This is a genomic window from Streptomyces sp. MK37H (assembly GCF_018035285.1).
Lineage (GTDB): Bacteria > Actinomycetota > Actinomycetes > Streptomycetales > Streptomycetaceae > Streptomyces > Streptomyces endocoffeicus.
Map to the genome: position 1 here is coordinate 1 of NZ_JAAAYH010000217.1, position 15,223 is coordinate 15,223.

Consider the following 15,223-nt stretch of genomic DNA (forward strand, 5'->3'; position numbering starts at 1 on the left):
GTCGCTGCGCTCCCGCTGGCCCTCGCGATGCGAGGGCGGTCCCCTCCGCTGCGCTCCAGGGACTGGTGAGGCCGCGCGATGCGCGCCCGGCTGGCCGCGCATCGCGCGGCCGTGACTGGCGGGATGTCAGGTGCGGCTAGTAGAAGCCTCCAGTAAGGGAGTTGGGGAGTGCTTCGCGCTCCCGGGCGGATCCGCTGCACTCCCCGCCTGACGGTCCTTCCGGCTGCGCCTCCAGAAGCGTTGAGGCCCGCTAGCGCGGGCCGGGCTGGCTACGAGGGGTGGGGGTCGCTCGTTCGTGTGGCTTCCAGCGTAGTGGGTGCATCAGATTAATACAGCATGTACCGTTGGCGAAAACTCGAGACACCCCCCAACCACCCAGAAACCTCCCCAGAATTACGAGAGGAACGACCGCAGATGACCGGTCACCACGAATCTACCGGACCAGACCCCGCGCTGAGCAGCGATTCCGTGGGCCGGGTGACGCTCTATCAGACAGTGGAACGCCCGGTTGAAGGGGTTCGCACTCCTGGAGGCGCAGGGCGTGCCGCGAGCGAGGCTGACGAGTGGCCGCGCTGGAGGCCGGGCGGTCGCCGGGGCGCAGTGCGAGGTGGTGGAGCTGGCTGGCATGGCGCCGGCCTCTCGGGGCGCGGTGTTCGCGAACGGCTGGGATGACGGCGTGACGGCCGTGAGCGAGGCCCTGGTGGGCATCGCGGACCGGGACTGGTATCGGCGCGGCGGCCGGTCGGCCGGAGCGGCTGAACTGGCCGTATGCATCGCGGACGTGAGGCAGCGTGAGCGGACCGATTTGGTGCGCCTGGAGGCGTACGTCCGGGAGACGGTTCTTCCGCGCACGCACCCGTACACCACGGAGCGGACCCGGGTGCTGGAGGCGCTGGGTGAGGCCGGCGGTCTGTGCACGGCGCGGACGGTGAACAGTGGCGGGGACTACGTCGTGTGCACGCTCGATGCCGGGCACTACGACCCGGACGACAAGCCGCCCTTCAAGGACGGGGAGCCCGGCGGCTGGCACAAGGCGGGTGCGTCGATCTGGAACGACTTGGGTGCGGGCTTGCATTCCGCACGCGGCCATCTGAAAGACCACGGGAATTCAGGCTTAGGGGAGACAAGGAAATGTCAGCGATTCGACTCAAGGAACACCAGGTAGACCAGCGGTCGGCGTTTCGTAGGTGGGTGGGTTTTCCTGCAAGGTCATCTGTGCCCCCGCAGGGTGCCCGGGGCACGATCGTGTCAGCGACCGGCTCGGGCAAGACGATCACGGCTGCCGCGTGCGCGCTGGAATGCTTCCGGGACGGCCGGATCCTCGTGACCGTGCCGACCCTGGACCTGCTCGTCCAGACCGCCCAGACGTGGCGCCTGGTGGGCCACCGAGCCCCGATGGTCGCGGTGTGCTCGCTGGAGAACGACCCGGTCCTCAACGAGTTGGGCGTGCGCACCACCACCAACCCGATCCGGCTCGCCCTGTGGGCGGGGTCCGGACCGGTTGTCGTGTTCGCCACGTACGCCTCTCTGGTGGACCGCGAGGACATCGACGCACCCGAGGGCCAGCGGAAGGTTCGCGGGCCCCTGGAGGCCGCTCTGGCGGGCGGGGAGCGCCTCTACGGCCAGCGGATGGCAGGCTTCGACCTCGCCATCATCGACGAGGCCCACGGCACCGCAGGTGATCTTGGCAGGCCGTGGGCGGCGATCCACGACAACCAGCGGATCCCCGCCGACTTCCGGCTCTACCTCACCGCGACCCCGCGCATCCTCGCCGCGCCCCGGCCGCAGAAGGGCGCGGACGGCCAGGAGCTGGAGATCGCATCGATGGGCCAGGACTCCGAGACCTACGGGCCCTGGCTTGCCGAGCTCGGGCTCTCGGAGGCGATCGAGCGGGGCATCCTCGCCGGGTTCGAGATCGACGTGCTGGAGATCCGCGACCCCTCGCCCGTCCTGGGCGAGTCGGAAGAGGCGCAGCGGGGCCGGCGCCTCGCGCTCTTGCAGACCGCGCTCCTGGAGCACGCAGCCAGGTGGAACCTGTGCACGGTCATGACCTTCCACCAGAAGGTGGAGGAAGCAGCGGCGTTCGCGGAGAAGCTGCCGGAGACGGCCGCGGAGCTGTACGTCAACGACGCCTCCGATGACGACCTGGCGCAGGCGGAGGAGCTGCCGAAGTCGTCCATCGACGCGGAGTTCTACGACCTAGAGGCCGGCCGTCATGTTCCGCCGGACCGGGTCTGGTCGGCGTGGCTGTGCGGCGACCACCTCGTCAGTGAGCGGCGTGAGGTTCTGCGGCAGTTCGCAGGCGGCATCGACGCCAACAACCGGCGCGTGCACAGGGCGTTCCTGGCGAGCGTTCGCGTCCTCGGGGAGGGCGTGGACATCACCGGCGAACGGGGCGTGGAGGCCGTGTGCTTCGCGGACACCCGCGGCTCGCAGGTGGAGATCGTGCAGAACATCGGCCGGGCGCTGAGGCTCAACAAGGACGGCTCCACGAAGGTCGCGCGGATCATCGTGCCGGTGTTCCTGGAGCCCGGCGAGGACCCGACCGACATGGTCGCCTCCGCCTCGTTCCGCCCCCTCGTAGCCGTTTTGCAGGGCCTGCGCTCGCATGATGAACGACTCGTCGAGCAGCTCGCCTCCCGCGCACTGTCCCGAGGCAAGCGCGAGCGCAAGGTGCACGTTCAGCGCGATGAAGAGGGGCGGATCGTCGGGGCCGGCGGCGAGGTGGGCGAGGACCAGGAGCAGGACGACACGCAGGCCGCCGCCGATTCGGCCCTGCTCCACTTCTCCTCTCCCCGGGACCCGGGCACGATCGCCGCGTTCCTGCGCACCCGGGTCTACCGGCCGGAGTCCCTGGTGTGGCTGGAGGGCTACCAGGCCCTCATCCGCTGGCGGAAGGAGAACGAGATCACCGGCCTCTACGCCGTTCCCTACGACACCGAGGTCGAAGTCGGCATGACACAGTCGTTTCCGCTTGGAGGTTGGGTGCACCAGCAGCGGAAAGCACTGCGGGCCGGGGAGCTAGAGCCACGGCGCAAGGAGCTGCTGGACGCGCCCGAGGCCGGGATGGTGTGGGAGCCCGGCGAAGAGGCGTGGGAGGCGAAGCTCGCCGCACTGCGGTCTTACCGGCAAGCCACGGGGCACCTCGCTCCGCGCCAGGATGCGGTCTGGGACGATCCCGCCGACGGGAAGCCCGTACCGATCGGACAGCACATGGCCAACCTCCGCCGCAAAGGCGGCCTCGGCAAAGACCCGCAGCGGGCCGCGGAGCGCGCGCAGCAGCTGGCCGCGATCGACCCGGACTGGAACTGCCCATGGCCACTCGACTGGCAACGCCACTACCGCATCCTCGCCGACCTCGCCGCCGACGAACCCCACGGCGCCCTGCCCGAAATCCAGCCCGGCGTGACCTTCGAGGGCGACGACCTCGGGCGGTGGCTCCAGCGTCAGGCGAATTTCTGGGTGGAGCTGCGGGAAGAGCAGCAGGAGCGGCTGTCCAGGCTGGGTGTGAAGCCCGCTGAACGTCCCACCCCAGTCCCGGCCACCAAGAACGGCAAGACCTCAGGGAAGGCGTCAGCGGCCTTCCAACGCGGCGTGACGGCCCTCGCCCAGTGGATCGAGCGGGAAGGCGCGGGCAGGCCGGTTCCACGCGCGCACAGCGAAGAAATTGTCGTCGACGACGAGGCAGAACCGGTGGCCGTGAAGCTGGGCGTGTGGATCTCCAACACCAAGGCCCGCCGCGACAAACTCACCCAGGAGCAGCGCGCTGCCCTCGCGGAGCTGGGAGTCGAGTGGGCATAACCGCCTGTGCTTGCGGACGCCCAGGCCGCTCACGTTTGGGCCGTAACCGGGTGGGGTCCGCAGGTGGTTACGGGGAAGAGGGCTGGCGGACGGGGGCGGAATGAGCGGCCAGAGTCGGGAGCCAGCAGCGACTGGGACGATTGTGCCGCCGAGCGGTGTGCTGCGCGTGGGGCCGCTGCAGGGGGAAAAGACGCAGTCGTTCCTGATCCGGCTGGCGGCGTGCTACGGCATGGCGTTCAGGGACCTGCTGACGGCGATCCTTGATGTGGGCGGACTGCCGAACGTGATGGGCGGGGCGCGGCCGGACAGTGAGATCTATCTGAACCAGGAAGCACGGGACCGGGTAGCGCAACTGTGCCGCGTCCCGCAGGACCACCTGCTGCAGGCGTTGCCCGCCTGGGCGCAGGAGGAGCCTCGTCGGCGTTTCGCCAAAGGGCCGGCAGCGCAGTTTCACCACACCGCGGAGAAGGTGCGGCGCTGGGGACCAGCCTGCCCTGCGTGCACGGCGCGGCGTACCGGGAGGAGGGAGGCTGCTCGCCTGTATCTGGGACCTGAGCAGCGGGTGTGCCTGCCTCATCACCGGTGGCTTATGCAGATCCCGGCCACGGTCGGCCGAGTAGTGAGCCTGGCCGGGAGCGGGCAGGTGCTGGAAGCCCGGCACCATCACGTGAGGCTGCTGTGCCGTTCCGCGCGGGCAGCGGATGCTTTTGAGGTGGCGCAGGCAGTGACCGCGTCGTGGTGGTGGCAGACATGGCCGCGGGAGCATGTGTGGCCGGCGCGGCTACGGAGCCTGGACAGTGACGGCTTGGACCAGGACGCGTGGCAGGTCGTGGCGCGGGAGCTGGTGACCTATCCGGAGACCGTTGCCCTGGCCGCGCTGCTGGCCGGTGACGACTTCCGGCGCCGTGTGGTGGCCGAGGCACAGGGCCATGTTCCCTTTCGCCTGGCTGATCTACCGACGCTCTTGAGGGCTGTTGCGGACTGTGTACGGCGGCCCTGGTACGTGGAACAGCTGGCGCAGGAGACGTCGGGCCCTCTCTTCGCGTGGGCGTATCAGTGCGTGCGGGCGCAGGGCGGGACAAACGCTGAGGGCCAGGAGATGTGGATGGTGGCTCCGGCTCACCGTCAGCGCCCTCTGGCGGACGAACTCGCGGTACGGGCGCGCGTGGGGACCGGCGGCCAGTGTGCGGAGGGCAAGCGGCGGCGCGGACACAGTCGGCAGGCAGACGAAGCCTTCGCAGCCGGCCTGGCGCATGCCAGCCGCTACGTGCGCGAACACGGCAATCTCGCGGTCCCGAAGGACACCGTGGTCGATTCCTATCGGCTTGGGGAATGGCTGGGCAACCTCCAGACCAGGGCCTGGGCAATGGCGCCGGACCGTGCGCAGGCACTGGCCGCCTTGGACCCGTGGTGGAATGTCCCCTGGTCGGTGCAGTGGCAGCGCTCGTACTACCGGGCGCGCGATCACGCCGCGGTTGCCGGTCCGCCCGATGCAGCCGCGGGATTTCCCGGCACGCACATACTCAACGGCGAGTGGCTGTATCTGCAGTGCACCCACTACAGCACTCTCCACCCTGAACAGCAGCGTCTGCTGGCCGACATCGGCATCACGGCCGAGGCGGCCCGCGCCGCTCTGCCGCGGCGGGTCCCCATCCAGGCCAGCTTCGAGACGGGGCTGATGCACGCCAGGTCCTATGCCGCCGAGTACGGTCACTTGGCCGCCGCGGACAAGGACACGATGCACCAGGGATATCGGCTGGGATCGTGGCTCGCACGCCAGCGCCACAGGGAGCGCCAGAGCCCGGAGCCCACGGAGCGCTCCCGCGCACTCGACGCCATCGATCCCTGGTGGAACCCACCCTGGAGGCCAGCCTGGCAGCGCACCTACGTGCAGGTTCAGCAGCTGGTGGAGAGCAGGGGCGGGCTCGATGCGGGGAACGGATTTCCCGGAGTCGAAGCGGAACTCGCCCTGTGGCTGTCGCGACAATGCGCAGCCTATCGGCGTCTGGACCCCGGCCAGCAGCGCCTGCTGGCCGACATCGGCATCACGGCCGAGCAAGCCGCGAACGTGCGGGGCGGGACCAGGGCGTCCCAGGCTGTGAACGAGCAGGCTGCTGCTGCCGGTCTGTGGGCGTTGGACGGCATGGCCAGCGCTCGTTCCTTCGCCACGGCACACGGGCACCTGGCAGTGCCCTCGGAGTACGTGCACGACGGATTTGCCCTGGGCCGCTGGCTGGTGGAGCAGCGCCGCCAGGACCGCCGACACGCTCAGGCCACCGGAGGCGCGTGGCCGCGTGGCGGGCTGCTGGCCGAACTCGATCCCTGATGGAACCCGCCGTGGCCTTATCCCTGGCAGCGGTGCTACCAACAGGCCCGTAAGCGATGGCAGAAAGGACGGCTGAAGGTGCCCGGCCCGCATCACGGCGGGGACGAGGACGAGGTGACAGTGTGGCTGCGCCGTCAGTGCGCCCGGCACGACGTACTGCAACCCGAGCAGCAGAACCTCCTCGCGGACATCGGCATCACCTCTGCCGTCGCCCGCGCAGTGACCGACGCCGGCCAAAACCCCGCCTGCGTAGACACAGGGCTCGCCCACGCACGGAGCTATGCCGCCGAACACGGGCACCTGGCCATGGCCGAACCGACCCGCCACCACGGCTTCGCTCTGGGGCGCTGGCTCCTACGCCAACGACACCGCGTCGCTGACGGGCGCACCGACCCCGCCCGGATCGCCGCGCTGAACGCCCTCGACCCACACTGGAACCCACCCTGGCCCCTGGCCTGGCAGCGCGCCTACCACCGGGCACGCACCGCCACGACCAGCGGAAACCTGACCGCGACCCAAGGCCGCTGGATCACCACCCAGACACAGCTGTGGGACAGCCTCCACCCCACCCAGCAAGAACTCCTGGCCGGCCTCGGCGCCGCGCCCGCCACCGAACCCGTGCCGACTCCCACGACGACACGCCGCTACCCACCGGGCGAAGGCCTCCCCCACGCCCGCTCCTACGCCGCCGGACACGGGCACCTCGCCGTGCCCAAACACACCCGCCACCACGGCTTCGCTCTGGGGCGCTGGCTCATCCAGCAGCGACGCAAAACCCGCGCAGGCCTCCTGTCCGCCCGCACCCTGCAAGAACTCACCCTCCTCGACCCCTGGTGGAACCCGCCCTGGCCCTTCGCCTGGCAACGCAAATACCACCAACACCGCACCCTCCACGCCACCAGCCAGCCCCTCCCGCCCGAACTCCAGCGCTGGGCCCGCAAACAAACCACCCTCTATCCCCAACTCCACCCCCACCAACAGGCGTTACTGACAGCCATCGGCATACGCGCGCCGTCCCCGTTCGGGTAGGCGCCCGGCTCTGGGAGGAGCACAACCCCTCCCATCGGAAGGTCCGTGCTCGCGTCGTGCACGCCTTCGCCCGCATGAAGAGCTGGAAGATCCTGCGCGACTGCCGCCTGAAAGGCGACGGCGTCCACCACGCCATGCTCGACATTGCCCGCCTGCACAACCTCGTCCTCGCCGGGTGACGGGGAAACGAGCAGGCCATCCAGCACGTCGCGGACGAAAATGCGTCGTTCACCCCGTGCCCCAGTGTCGAGCGGCTACTCGTCGTCCTGCACACCTCACCAGCCTCGACCCGTGGTGGAACCCACCCTGGCCCTACACCTGGCACCGCACCTGGCAGCAATAGCGCGCCACGATCAGCGGGAACGAGGCCCTCCCGGACACACTCCAACGCTGGGCCGCCCAGCAAGGCACCCGCTGGCACACCCTCCACCCCCACCAACAACACCTCCTCACCCACACCGGCATCCACCCGTAGAGCGCAGCCCCTACGCCCGACGCTTCCAGTACCAAGCCAGTCCGCTCGGATCGTTTTGAGACATCGCCCGATGCTTCCCGTTCCTGCGTCACGCCCGCCTCAACGGCGCCGGCCAACGTGACCTGCTTGTCGCACCACAGCGCCGTCACGCCGGATTGCGGAACACGGACTCTACGAGAGGGTCTATATCGGTGTAGCCCAGCCTCTTGGTTTCGCCTACCAGCCGGTTGACCTCCATAAGTGTGAGTTCCCACTCCCCCCGCTCGAACAGTGAAAGGTCAACGGAGTTCATTCCGTAGTGCTTCTCCAATCGCCGGAACATGGTCCGCTTCTCTCTGTTGGAGAGACTCACGGAAAGCCATTCCCTAAGATGTTTCGATCTCACCTGCAGGGAGAACTTCCTGAGTCGCACAATCTCTGCACTCACTGGCAGCGCCCCAGAGCGCCAGGTCCGGGAGCTTGCACTGTGTCGACCATTCACGGCCATGGCCATCAAGCGACTACGAGCTGCATCGTTTTGATGCTCAGGGCTGGCCACAGAAAGGAGGTCGAACCAGCTGATCAGTTCCGTGGGTGAGGTTACACCGCAGGCTTCCAAGTAGTTGCGCAGGAAGTATGGAGACACCGGCCGTGCTCCTGACAGCACCGCTGCCACGCTCGAATGTGAGTAGGGCATCAGGTGGGCAAGCTGCCGTAGTGACAGCGAGCGGTAAGCGCGAAGGGACTGCAGGGCGAGCCTCAGGTCCAGATACGTCTCGGCGCGGTGTGAAGGGAGGATGATCCCTGTTCTGTCCCAACGTTCCCACGTGCGGGGCCAAGAAGCCCTCCGCCGCTCCTCAGGGCCCAGATGCAGCGACTCCGCAGAGTCTTCACTGACGAATTCTCTGGGCCGGATCTCCCGGCGAACCTCTTCCCAGTCCTTGCGCCACCGCCTGGTATCGCCGGAGCACGCCTCCACGTAGGCCTTCGTCACTCGCCACGATGGCAGCTCATATCCCCCTGCGGCTTTGGACAACGACGCCGCAGAGACGCCGCACCTCTTAGCCATCTGCGCGAGGGTAGGGCTGCCTGCCCGCTCGCGGAGCACGCGGAGCGCGGCGGCGAATTCGAGGACCCGTGGATTTCCCTGTCCAATAGGTAGCTGGTTGATGCGACGTCCCACGTCTTCTCCAGAGGACCTTGAACTGCCCGCGGGGGCAGCCTCAGCCGCTGACCCCCGCGGAGGACATCAGGCGAGTTCCTGGCGAAGCTTCCCTGCGATCAGGCCTCCGCCGGCCACTGCCGCGACAGCGGCCGGCGGAGCGCATCCGACCACCACGAGCACGATGACCGCGAGAAGAATCACGATCACCAGCCATACCGTCGCGGCAGTGATCTCTCGGCTCTGCAGAATCGTCAGCGGACCGATCGGAATCGGAAGGCTGCTGGACCTCACGACATACGTCATGGCGCGGGCACCTCAGTCTCTTAGTGGAAGCGTGAATTCCGCTTCGTTGACCCGGACTAGTTCGATGCCAGGCCCTGGTTGGCGCCAAGGCTGATCTGGCGCCCTCATGCTGGCCGACCCGCGAGGGCGATGTCCATTCCGATGTAAACGGATTCTGAACAATTCGGGGCTCTTTTTCAGAAACCTGTCCACAGCACATAGAGAGTCTGTACTTAAAAACCGCGTCCTTCGGGCGCGTTCGTGCAAGCCAAGGCGCCATTCTTCAGAAGATGTACCGCCAACGCGGTCAGGGGCAGCACCTTCGGTGCAGCATCGCCCGATGATGGATGACATGCTGGGCACGAGCCCGCGAGGGCTGTGGCCTTGGTCGCCGGGCACCTCAGTCTCTGACCCGGACTGTGCACCGCGCGATACGAGGTGAGCGTGCTGTTGGCGCAGGACGCTCAAGCAATGGGGTTCGCCGTGATCTGACCGGCGAACCCCATTGCTTTTACTTGGAGCACGGCGGAGTCTCCGCACGGCACGCCCGCTCCGGAGTGCTTCAAGATGGGCTCCAGTGTCGTCACGGTGGCAGTCAGCTTCTTGGAGGAGCTTCGGTGCCGTTGCCTACCCTCACCGGGTTCTGTCAGCGCCCACAGCGCTGTCGGCGGCCTCGCGCAAGTCCTATACGTCGTCGAAGCTGGGCTGGCTCCATGGCTGGTCGGGGGGTGGACCTTGGGCACCGAGAAACTGGGTGATCTTCTCGGCTTCATCATTTGAGAGATCGGAGAGCAGGCGCGTCGTTGTACCGAGGAGGGCGTCCAGCGGTACCTGGGTACGTGCGCCGCGGGCCCTGGCGATTCCGGTGCTGAACAGGCACTGGAGAGTCTCGCCGGAGGGGATGCGGGCATCGGCCTCGATGACTCCCTCGGCCTGTCCCAGCGCGTCACTGATGCCGTCGAGTTGGGCGTCGTGGGAGATGTCGTCGCCGGGGCCGCCGTATCCGACTTGGCGGTCCGTCACGATCATGCGAAGAGAGGTCAACGGGATGCCGAAGCGGTCGGCCCTGTTCCTCACCTCGTCGAGGCGGGGCAGATCGTGCTCCTGCCCCTGCGGGAGCTGGCGCCGGGACTGGGCAACCAGCGCATGGAAACGCGGGGTCTGCAGGATCAGCTGGCCGGCCTTCACCGCCCAGCGCCACGGGCTGATGTCCGCGTCTGCGGCGCCGGGCACGATCATGCAGACGCGGCTGGTCCAGAGCCGGATCGCCTCACGCATCAGGTGCTGAAGATTGCCTGCGCCGGCGGCCGGGGTGCGCAGCAGGATAGGGAGGCTGATCATGCGGACGACCCGGTTCCAGAACGCGGCGTCGGCGATGTCTTCGGATTCCAGCAGGTACATCAGGGCCGTCTCGTCGAGATGGCCGACACCTCGCTGTGGCGCGGGAAAGCTGGCGAGCGTGGATCCGCCGCCCTGCCAGAGCGCGGCGAGGAAGGCTGACATCCGGTCGGCGACGTCGGTGGTCATCCGCGCGGTGAGAGCGTCGACGGCGTCGCGGGTAGGAACGCGCTCTCCCGCGCGAGCGGCCTCCGCCCCCTGAACGACCGTATTCAGGAACTCCTCGGTCGCCGCTTTGTCGAGGGTGCCGCGGCCGCCTTCGAGAACGGAGCGGGACACCAGATGGGGGATGCCAGGAGAGTCGTCGGCCGGCTGGAGTGCGCCGAGCGCGGAAGCGTCGAGGAGCAGCGCGGTGCTGCCGCCGGAAAACGGGGGAAGATCCCCTTGTTGCCGGGCAGTGGGCAGTTGACCGAGAGCAAGAAGCACCGGCCGGTCGTCACGGGGAAGGCGATGGAGGTCGTCCTCGAGTTCGCGCTGGTCCGATGTGGTGCGCAGATAGATGAACCGGCGCGGTGTGCGGGGTCTGCCGGGCCATTCGAGGACCATGTCGGGGACATGGGTGTGGTTGAAGAACTCGGTCTTGGTGACGGTGGCGCCGGGGTCCATGCGGCGCATGTGCAGGGCGACGATGTCTTTGACCCGGGTGAACATCATCCGGTCGTCGGGCTCGTCCATGGCCTGGGAGATCGACTGTTCGACGATGTTCACCACGAACCCTCTCTGCGGGTGAGTTCGGCGGCGACGATGGCTGCCCAGTCCTTGAGCGGCAGGAGGGTTTCCTGCTTGTCCGAGAGCACGATCAGCCACAGGCGTGCGGCGACCGACTGGGCGAGTTCGCTGTCCAGGAGTCTTCGGGCTTCCTCGGTGTCGCTGGTGCCGAAAACGCGGCTGCTGTGCTGAAGGACCGCGGCTTCCACCTGGCCGGGTGAGTTGAGGGTGGACCAGGAGTTCGCGCGGAAGGGTGCCCAGGTGATCCACATGAAGTGATCGCTGAGGTGGTGCTGGGCCTGGGCGGCTACGTAGCACTTGGCGAGGAACTCGTCGAACTGCGTTCCCTGATCGCTTGGTTGCGCGTAGTTCTTGACCTCCGCGCAGAACATGTCGTTCTGGTAGGGGTCGCCGCGCATGGCGCCCCCCAGATCGAAGGAGAACGTCCGGCCTCCGTACGGCCAGGACAGAGTCAGCCGACGGCCGCAGGACTCCGAGTCCGTGTTCGCGTATGCGCCGAAGATGCGCATCGTGCCCTCGAGCCACTGCTTGGCTCTGCGGGCTCCCGAGAAGCCCTTCACCTGAGCATCTTCGCCAACCACCACAGGCGTAGCTTAGTGCGATCGGATCATCACGGTGCGCTCGAATGGCCGAATCCCCGGCACGCCAACGCCTGCCGGCTCCAACCGGGAGACCCACGGCCTGGGGAAGTAAGCAGACGACGGGCCGAGGACCGGATAGCTACTGCGAAAACGCCCACCCGGATCAGCGAACGCGAGACCGTGATGGAGTGCCCCATCACCCCGGCCTCCTGCGGACAGCTCCCCTGCAGGGGGAGACGACCTCGTCGCTGATCCGCCGCATCGCAAGCCGCTACGGGATGGAAGCGAAGGTGTTGCGGTCCTGCTGGCAGTGGCGCAACTACCCGCCGGGGCACGACGGCGGGGGCGCGCGGGCCGACGCCGAGGTGCTGCTGAACGCGGCCGGACGGCAGCTCCTGGCAGGCCTGTGCGGCGTCGAGGAAGACATCCTGGCGCGGGCGTTGCCGTCCTGGAGACAGGAGGACGCCAAGCTGTCGGCTGGAAAGAACGGGGTGCCGGCGGCGGCGTGGCGGACCGGGGGCGCGGTCGCCGGGCCGGTGGCGTTCGGCTGCCGCCTGTGCGCGGCCCGGCGTACGGGGACGGCCGTTCGGGTGGTGCGGTACGCCCCGCGGTGGGATCGGGTGTGTCTGCGGCACGGGCGCTGGCAGTTGGACGCGGACGCCGACCAGCCCTTGGAGTATCTGGACGTGCGGAGTATGCCGGAGGTGGTGGCGGCGCAGCGGCGGTGGGCCGGGGTGGCGCGGCGGGCGGTGCGGGCCGGTGCGGAGCCGGAGCGGGTGTTCGCGCTGGCGCGGGCGGTGGCGGCCCGGTGGTGGGAACAGGCTTTTGGCTGGGAGCGGGAGACGATCTGGCCGCAGCGCCTGCATCAGGTTGCGGGCGGGGATGCCGGTGGTGGTCTGGAGCGCTGGCGGATCGTGGGGCGGGACGCGGTCGTCTTCCCGGAGGTGGTGGCGGTGGCCGAGGCTCTGCTGGACCCGGCCATGGCCGAGCTGGTGTGGGCCGACAGCGGTGCCGGGCGGCCGCGGGCGCTGCCCGTCGACGGGATGTTCTGCCGCAGGCTCGGTGAGCGGCTGGGGCGTGGGTGGCTGGGGCCGCTGGCCGCGGCGGACCTCGGCGGGCCGCTCATCGCGTGGATGGGCAGTGTCATCCGTCTTCGCCGTGGCGCTGGCGGGCCGCCCGGGTATGACAACGACCCGTGGTGGCTGCGGCAGGAACACCAGGTCGCAACCATGGCGGGCCAGCTGCGGGTGCTGGGCAAGGAGAAGAAGGCACCTGGTTCGGGGACGATGTGGCGGGCTGCGGTACCCGCCGAGCAGCGCAGGCTCATCACCAGCGCTGTCGACAGCGCAGAGGAGCAGCTGCTGCAGCTGCGCGGTGTGCAGACCGGTCCGACCGCCGACGTCGCCCGGCGGCTGCTGCGCGGTCTCGGTCACAGTGCCGGTCTGATCGAGAACGCCTGGAAACGGACCGCGGTGGCGGCGGTGAACGGCGGAGTGCCCCTTCAGGAGGTGGCCCGGTGGGTGAACATGCCCGTCGAGGTGCTCCGGGAGATGCTGCCCCCTGGCGGGCAGGAAGACAGCGGCTGAGAGCGATGCGCCAGGGGCGACTCGGTTGTTAGCTGATACGGCACCCGTTCGTGGCAGAAACACTGAAAACGGCGGCGTCTGCCGACGGGAGCGGCTTGGCTGGCGCGGGTGACCAGCACAGGAGCAGCCCGGGGCCGGGCGGGGCGGGCGGGCGTGGACCAGGGCGGTGGGTTCGAGGCGGTGTTCCTCGACCCGGTGGGGCAGGCGGTGCAGCAGCGATGGGCGGATGCCGCCATAACCGTGGCGTTCGAGGACCTGCCGCCGGTGTCGGCGTTCCCGGTGGTGCCGGGCCGGCGCTGGGGGCCGGGCCTGTGGTGGTCGGCGACGACCGGGCGGCACGTGGCCTCCGGGTCGAACGCGATGCGCGTCCAGCTGATGGTCCTGGACCGCGATCGGGACGTGACGGGCCTGGCGGGGCGGCCGGTGCGGCTGCTGTGGCGTGATCCGCACGGGCGGGTGCGTTCCTGGGTGCCGCAGCTCTTCGCCCGCCACACCGACGGCACCGCGCTGCTCGCCGACTGCCCCGGCCACCCCGACGCGGGCGGCGAACGCGCGAGGAACGCCGCCGAAGCGGTCGCGCAGGCGTGCGCGGACATCGGCTGGACCTACCGGCGCCTGCTGCCGCTCGACGACGTCCTGGCCGCCAACCTGAAGTGGCTGGCCGGCTATCGCCACCCCCGCAACACCGGCCGCCCCGGTCTAGCGGCGGCGGTTGTGGAGGCGTTCATGCGGCCGCGGCCGCTGACCGAGGGGGCCGGGGCGGCCGGCGACCCGATCGCCGTCCTGCCCGTCGTCTTCCATGCCCTATGGCACGGGCAGCTGACGGCTGACCTCACGACGCCGCTGCACGAACGGACCCTCGTCGGGCCCCGGAGCTGGAACGGCCAGGGCACGAAGGGAGGCGCCCGGTGACCGCGCGGCGCGGTGTCCGGCCGGCCGTGACGGTCGGTGCGCGCGTCCGGTTCCACGGCATGACATGGCAGGTGGTCGCCCTCTCGGGGCAGGAGATCCGGCTCGTCGGCCCGGACGGCGGCGGCCAGGCCGTGCTCGCCGGGCACCTGTTCTCCGACCCCGGCTTCACCGTCATCGGCGCCGATGCGCCGCAGGCGGCCCCGCAGTGGGGGCTGTTCGAGACCGCCCCCGCCGCGGCACGCGAGAAGGCGCTGGCCTGGCAGCGGCACGTGCGAGAAGTCGAGTGCGGGCTCACCGGCGGGCCCGGCAGCGAAGGACCAGTACGGCCGCAGTACGCCCCGGAGCGGCACACGCTGGCCGAGCGTGAACAGGCCAAAGCGAAAGAGCTGACCGCGCTGGGCTTCGGCCGGGTGTCGCCGCACCACGGTGCAGCGCATGCGCCTGGCCTACCGCAAACAAGGACTGTGGGGACTCCTCGACCACCGCACCACCCGTACTCCCAGTCCCACCGGCCGGGCCGACGAACGGGTCGTCGCCGCCGTCCGCGAAGCGCTGCGCCGCCGCCGCGGCCGCTCCCGCGGCACCATCAACGGCCTGTTCCCGCTCATCAACCAGATCCTCGCCGACCAGCACGGCCCCGGCACAGTGCCCGCACCGTCCCAGGCCACGCTGTACCGGCTCGTCACCGCTCTCGCCCGGCCCGGTGAACTGCCCACCGGGCCCGTGAGGCAGGTGCCGGCGAGCGTCGACGGGCGGGCCTTCACCCCCGCCACGGCGCTGCGGCCCGGCGAACAGGTCCAGGTCGACACCACCCGCCTGGACGTCCTCGCCCTCTTCGACGACGGGCGCCTGGCCCGGCCCGAACTGACCATCGCCGTCGACGTCGCCACCCGCTCAATCCTCGCCGCCGTGCTGTGCCCGAGCGCGACCAAGGCCGTCGACGCGGCGCTGCTGCTCGCG

10 protein-coding genes and 2 pseudogenes are annotated in these 15,223 nt (G+C 69.3%); 8 read left to right on the forward strand and 4 right to left on the reverse strand.

Annotation, left to right across the window (positions count from 1 at the left end; genetic code table 11):
* Positions 1–607: 607 nt before the first annotated feature.
* From GWI24_RS26670 to GWI24_RS26690, 5 genes and pseudogenes are all read left to right on the forward strand, one after another.
* Positions 608–1,165 (forward strand): hypothetical protein, encoded by a 558-nt coding sequence (locus tag GWI24_RS26670; RefSeq protein ID WP_247616928.1) that lies wholly within the window; start codon positions 608–610, stop codon positions 1,163–1,165.
* The gene (locus tag GWI24_RS26675) at positions 1,132–3,801 is read left to right on the forward strand and encodes a DEAD/DEAH box helicase (protein ID WP_210948451.1); all 2,670 of its coding nucleotides are present in this window, start codon (positions 1,132–1,134) and stop codon (positions 3,799–3,801) included. Before GWI24_RS26670 ends, GWI24_RS26675 begins: the two co-directional genes overlap by 34 nt.
* 166 nt (positions 3,802–3,967) lie before the next feature.
* Complete coding sequence (locus GWI24_RS26680; RefSeq protein ID WP_210948452.1) at positions 3,968–6,127, forward strand: helicase associated domain-containing protein; 2,160 nt, start codon at positions 3,968–3,970, stop codon at positions 6,125–6,127.
* Positions 6,128–6,346: 219 nt separating this feature from the next.
* Entirely contained in the window at positions 6,347–7,156 is an 810-nt protein-coding gene (locus GWI24_RS26685) for a Helicase associated domain protein (RefSeq protein ID WP_374103345.1), read from the forward strand.
* Positions 7,099–7,335: pseudogene (locus GWI24_RS26690) on the forward strand (IS5/IS1182 family transposase); the annotation flags it as partial. The gene GWI24_RS26685 and the pseudogene GWI24_RS26690, both read left to right, overlap by 58 nt.
* 441 nt (positions 7,336–7,776) lie before the next feature.
* Here GWI24_RS26690 and GWI24_RS26695 read toward each other — a convergent pair.
* The 4 genes from GWI24_RS26695 to GWI24_RS26710 form a co-directional block, all read right to left on the reverse strand.
* Complete coding sequence (locus tag GWI24_RS26695) at positions 7,777–8,793, reverse strand: helix-turn-helix transcriptional regulator (protein ID WP_210948454.1); 1,017 nt, start codon at positions 8,791–8,793, stop codon at positions 7,777–7,779.
* 66 nt (positions 8,794–8,859) lie between these two features.
* A complete protein-coding gene (locus tag GWI24_RS26700) occupies positions 8,860–9,078 on the reverse strand; it encodes a hypothetical protein (RefSeq protein ID WP_210948455.1) in 219 nt (72 codons plus the stop codon).
* Between the two features lie 663 nt (positions 9,079–9,741).
* The gene (locus GWI24_RS26705) at positions 9,742–11,166 is read right to left on the reverse strand and encodes a hypothetical protein (RefSeq protein WP_210948456.1); all 1,425 of its coding nucleotides are present in this window, start codon (positions 11,164–11,166) and stop codon (positions 9,742–9,744) included.
* On the reverse strand, positions 11,160–11,768 hold the full coding sequence (locus tag GWI24_RS26710) for a hypothetical protein (protein ID WP_210948457.1): 609 nt from the start codon (positions 11,766–11,768) through the stop codon (positions 11,160–11,162). The genes GWI24_RS26705 and GWI24_RS26710 overlap by 7 nt, the downstream gene beginning before the upstream one ends.
* A gap of 185 nt (positions 11,769–11,953) precedes the next feature.
* Between GWI24_RS26710 and GWI24_RS26715 the strand changes: the two genes are divergently transcribed.
* From GWI24_RS26715 to GWI24_RS46625, 3 genes and pseudogenes are all read left to right on the forward strand, one after another.
* A complete protein-coding gene (locus GWI24_RS26715; protein WP_210948458.1) occupies positions 11,954–13,351 on the forward strand; it encodes a DNA-binding protein in 1,398 nt (465 codons plus the stop codon).
* Between the two features lie 108 nt (positions 13,352–13,459).
* Positions 13,460–14,263, forward strand: a complete 804-nt coding sequence (locus tag GWI24_RS26720) for a TnsA-like heteromeric transposase endonuclease subunit (protein ID WP_374103344.1) — start codon at positions 13,460–13,462, stop codon at positions 14,261–14,263.
* A gap of 435 nt (positions 14,264–14,698) precedes the next feature.
* Positions 14,699–15,223 (forward strand): annotated as a pseudogene (locus GWI24_RS46625) (transposase); the annotation flags it as partial.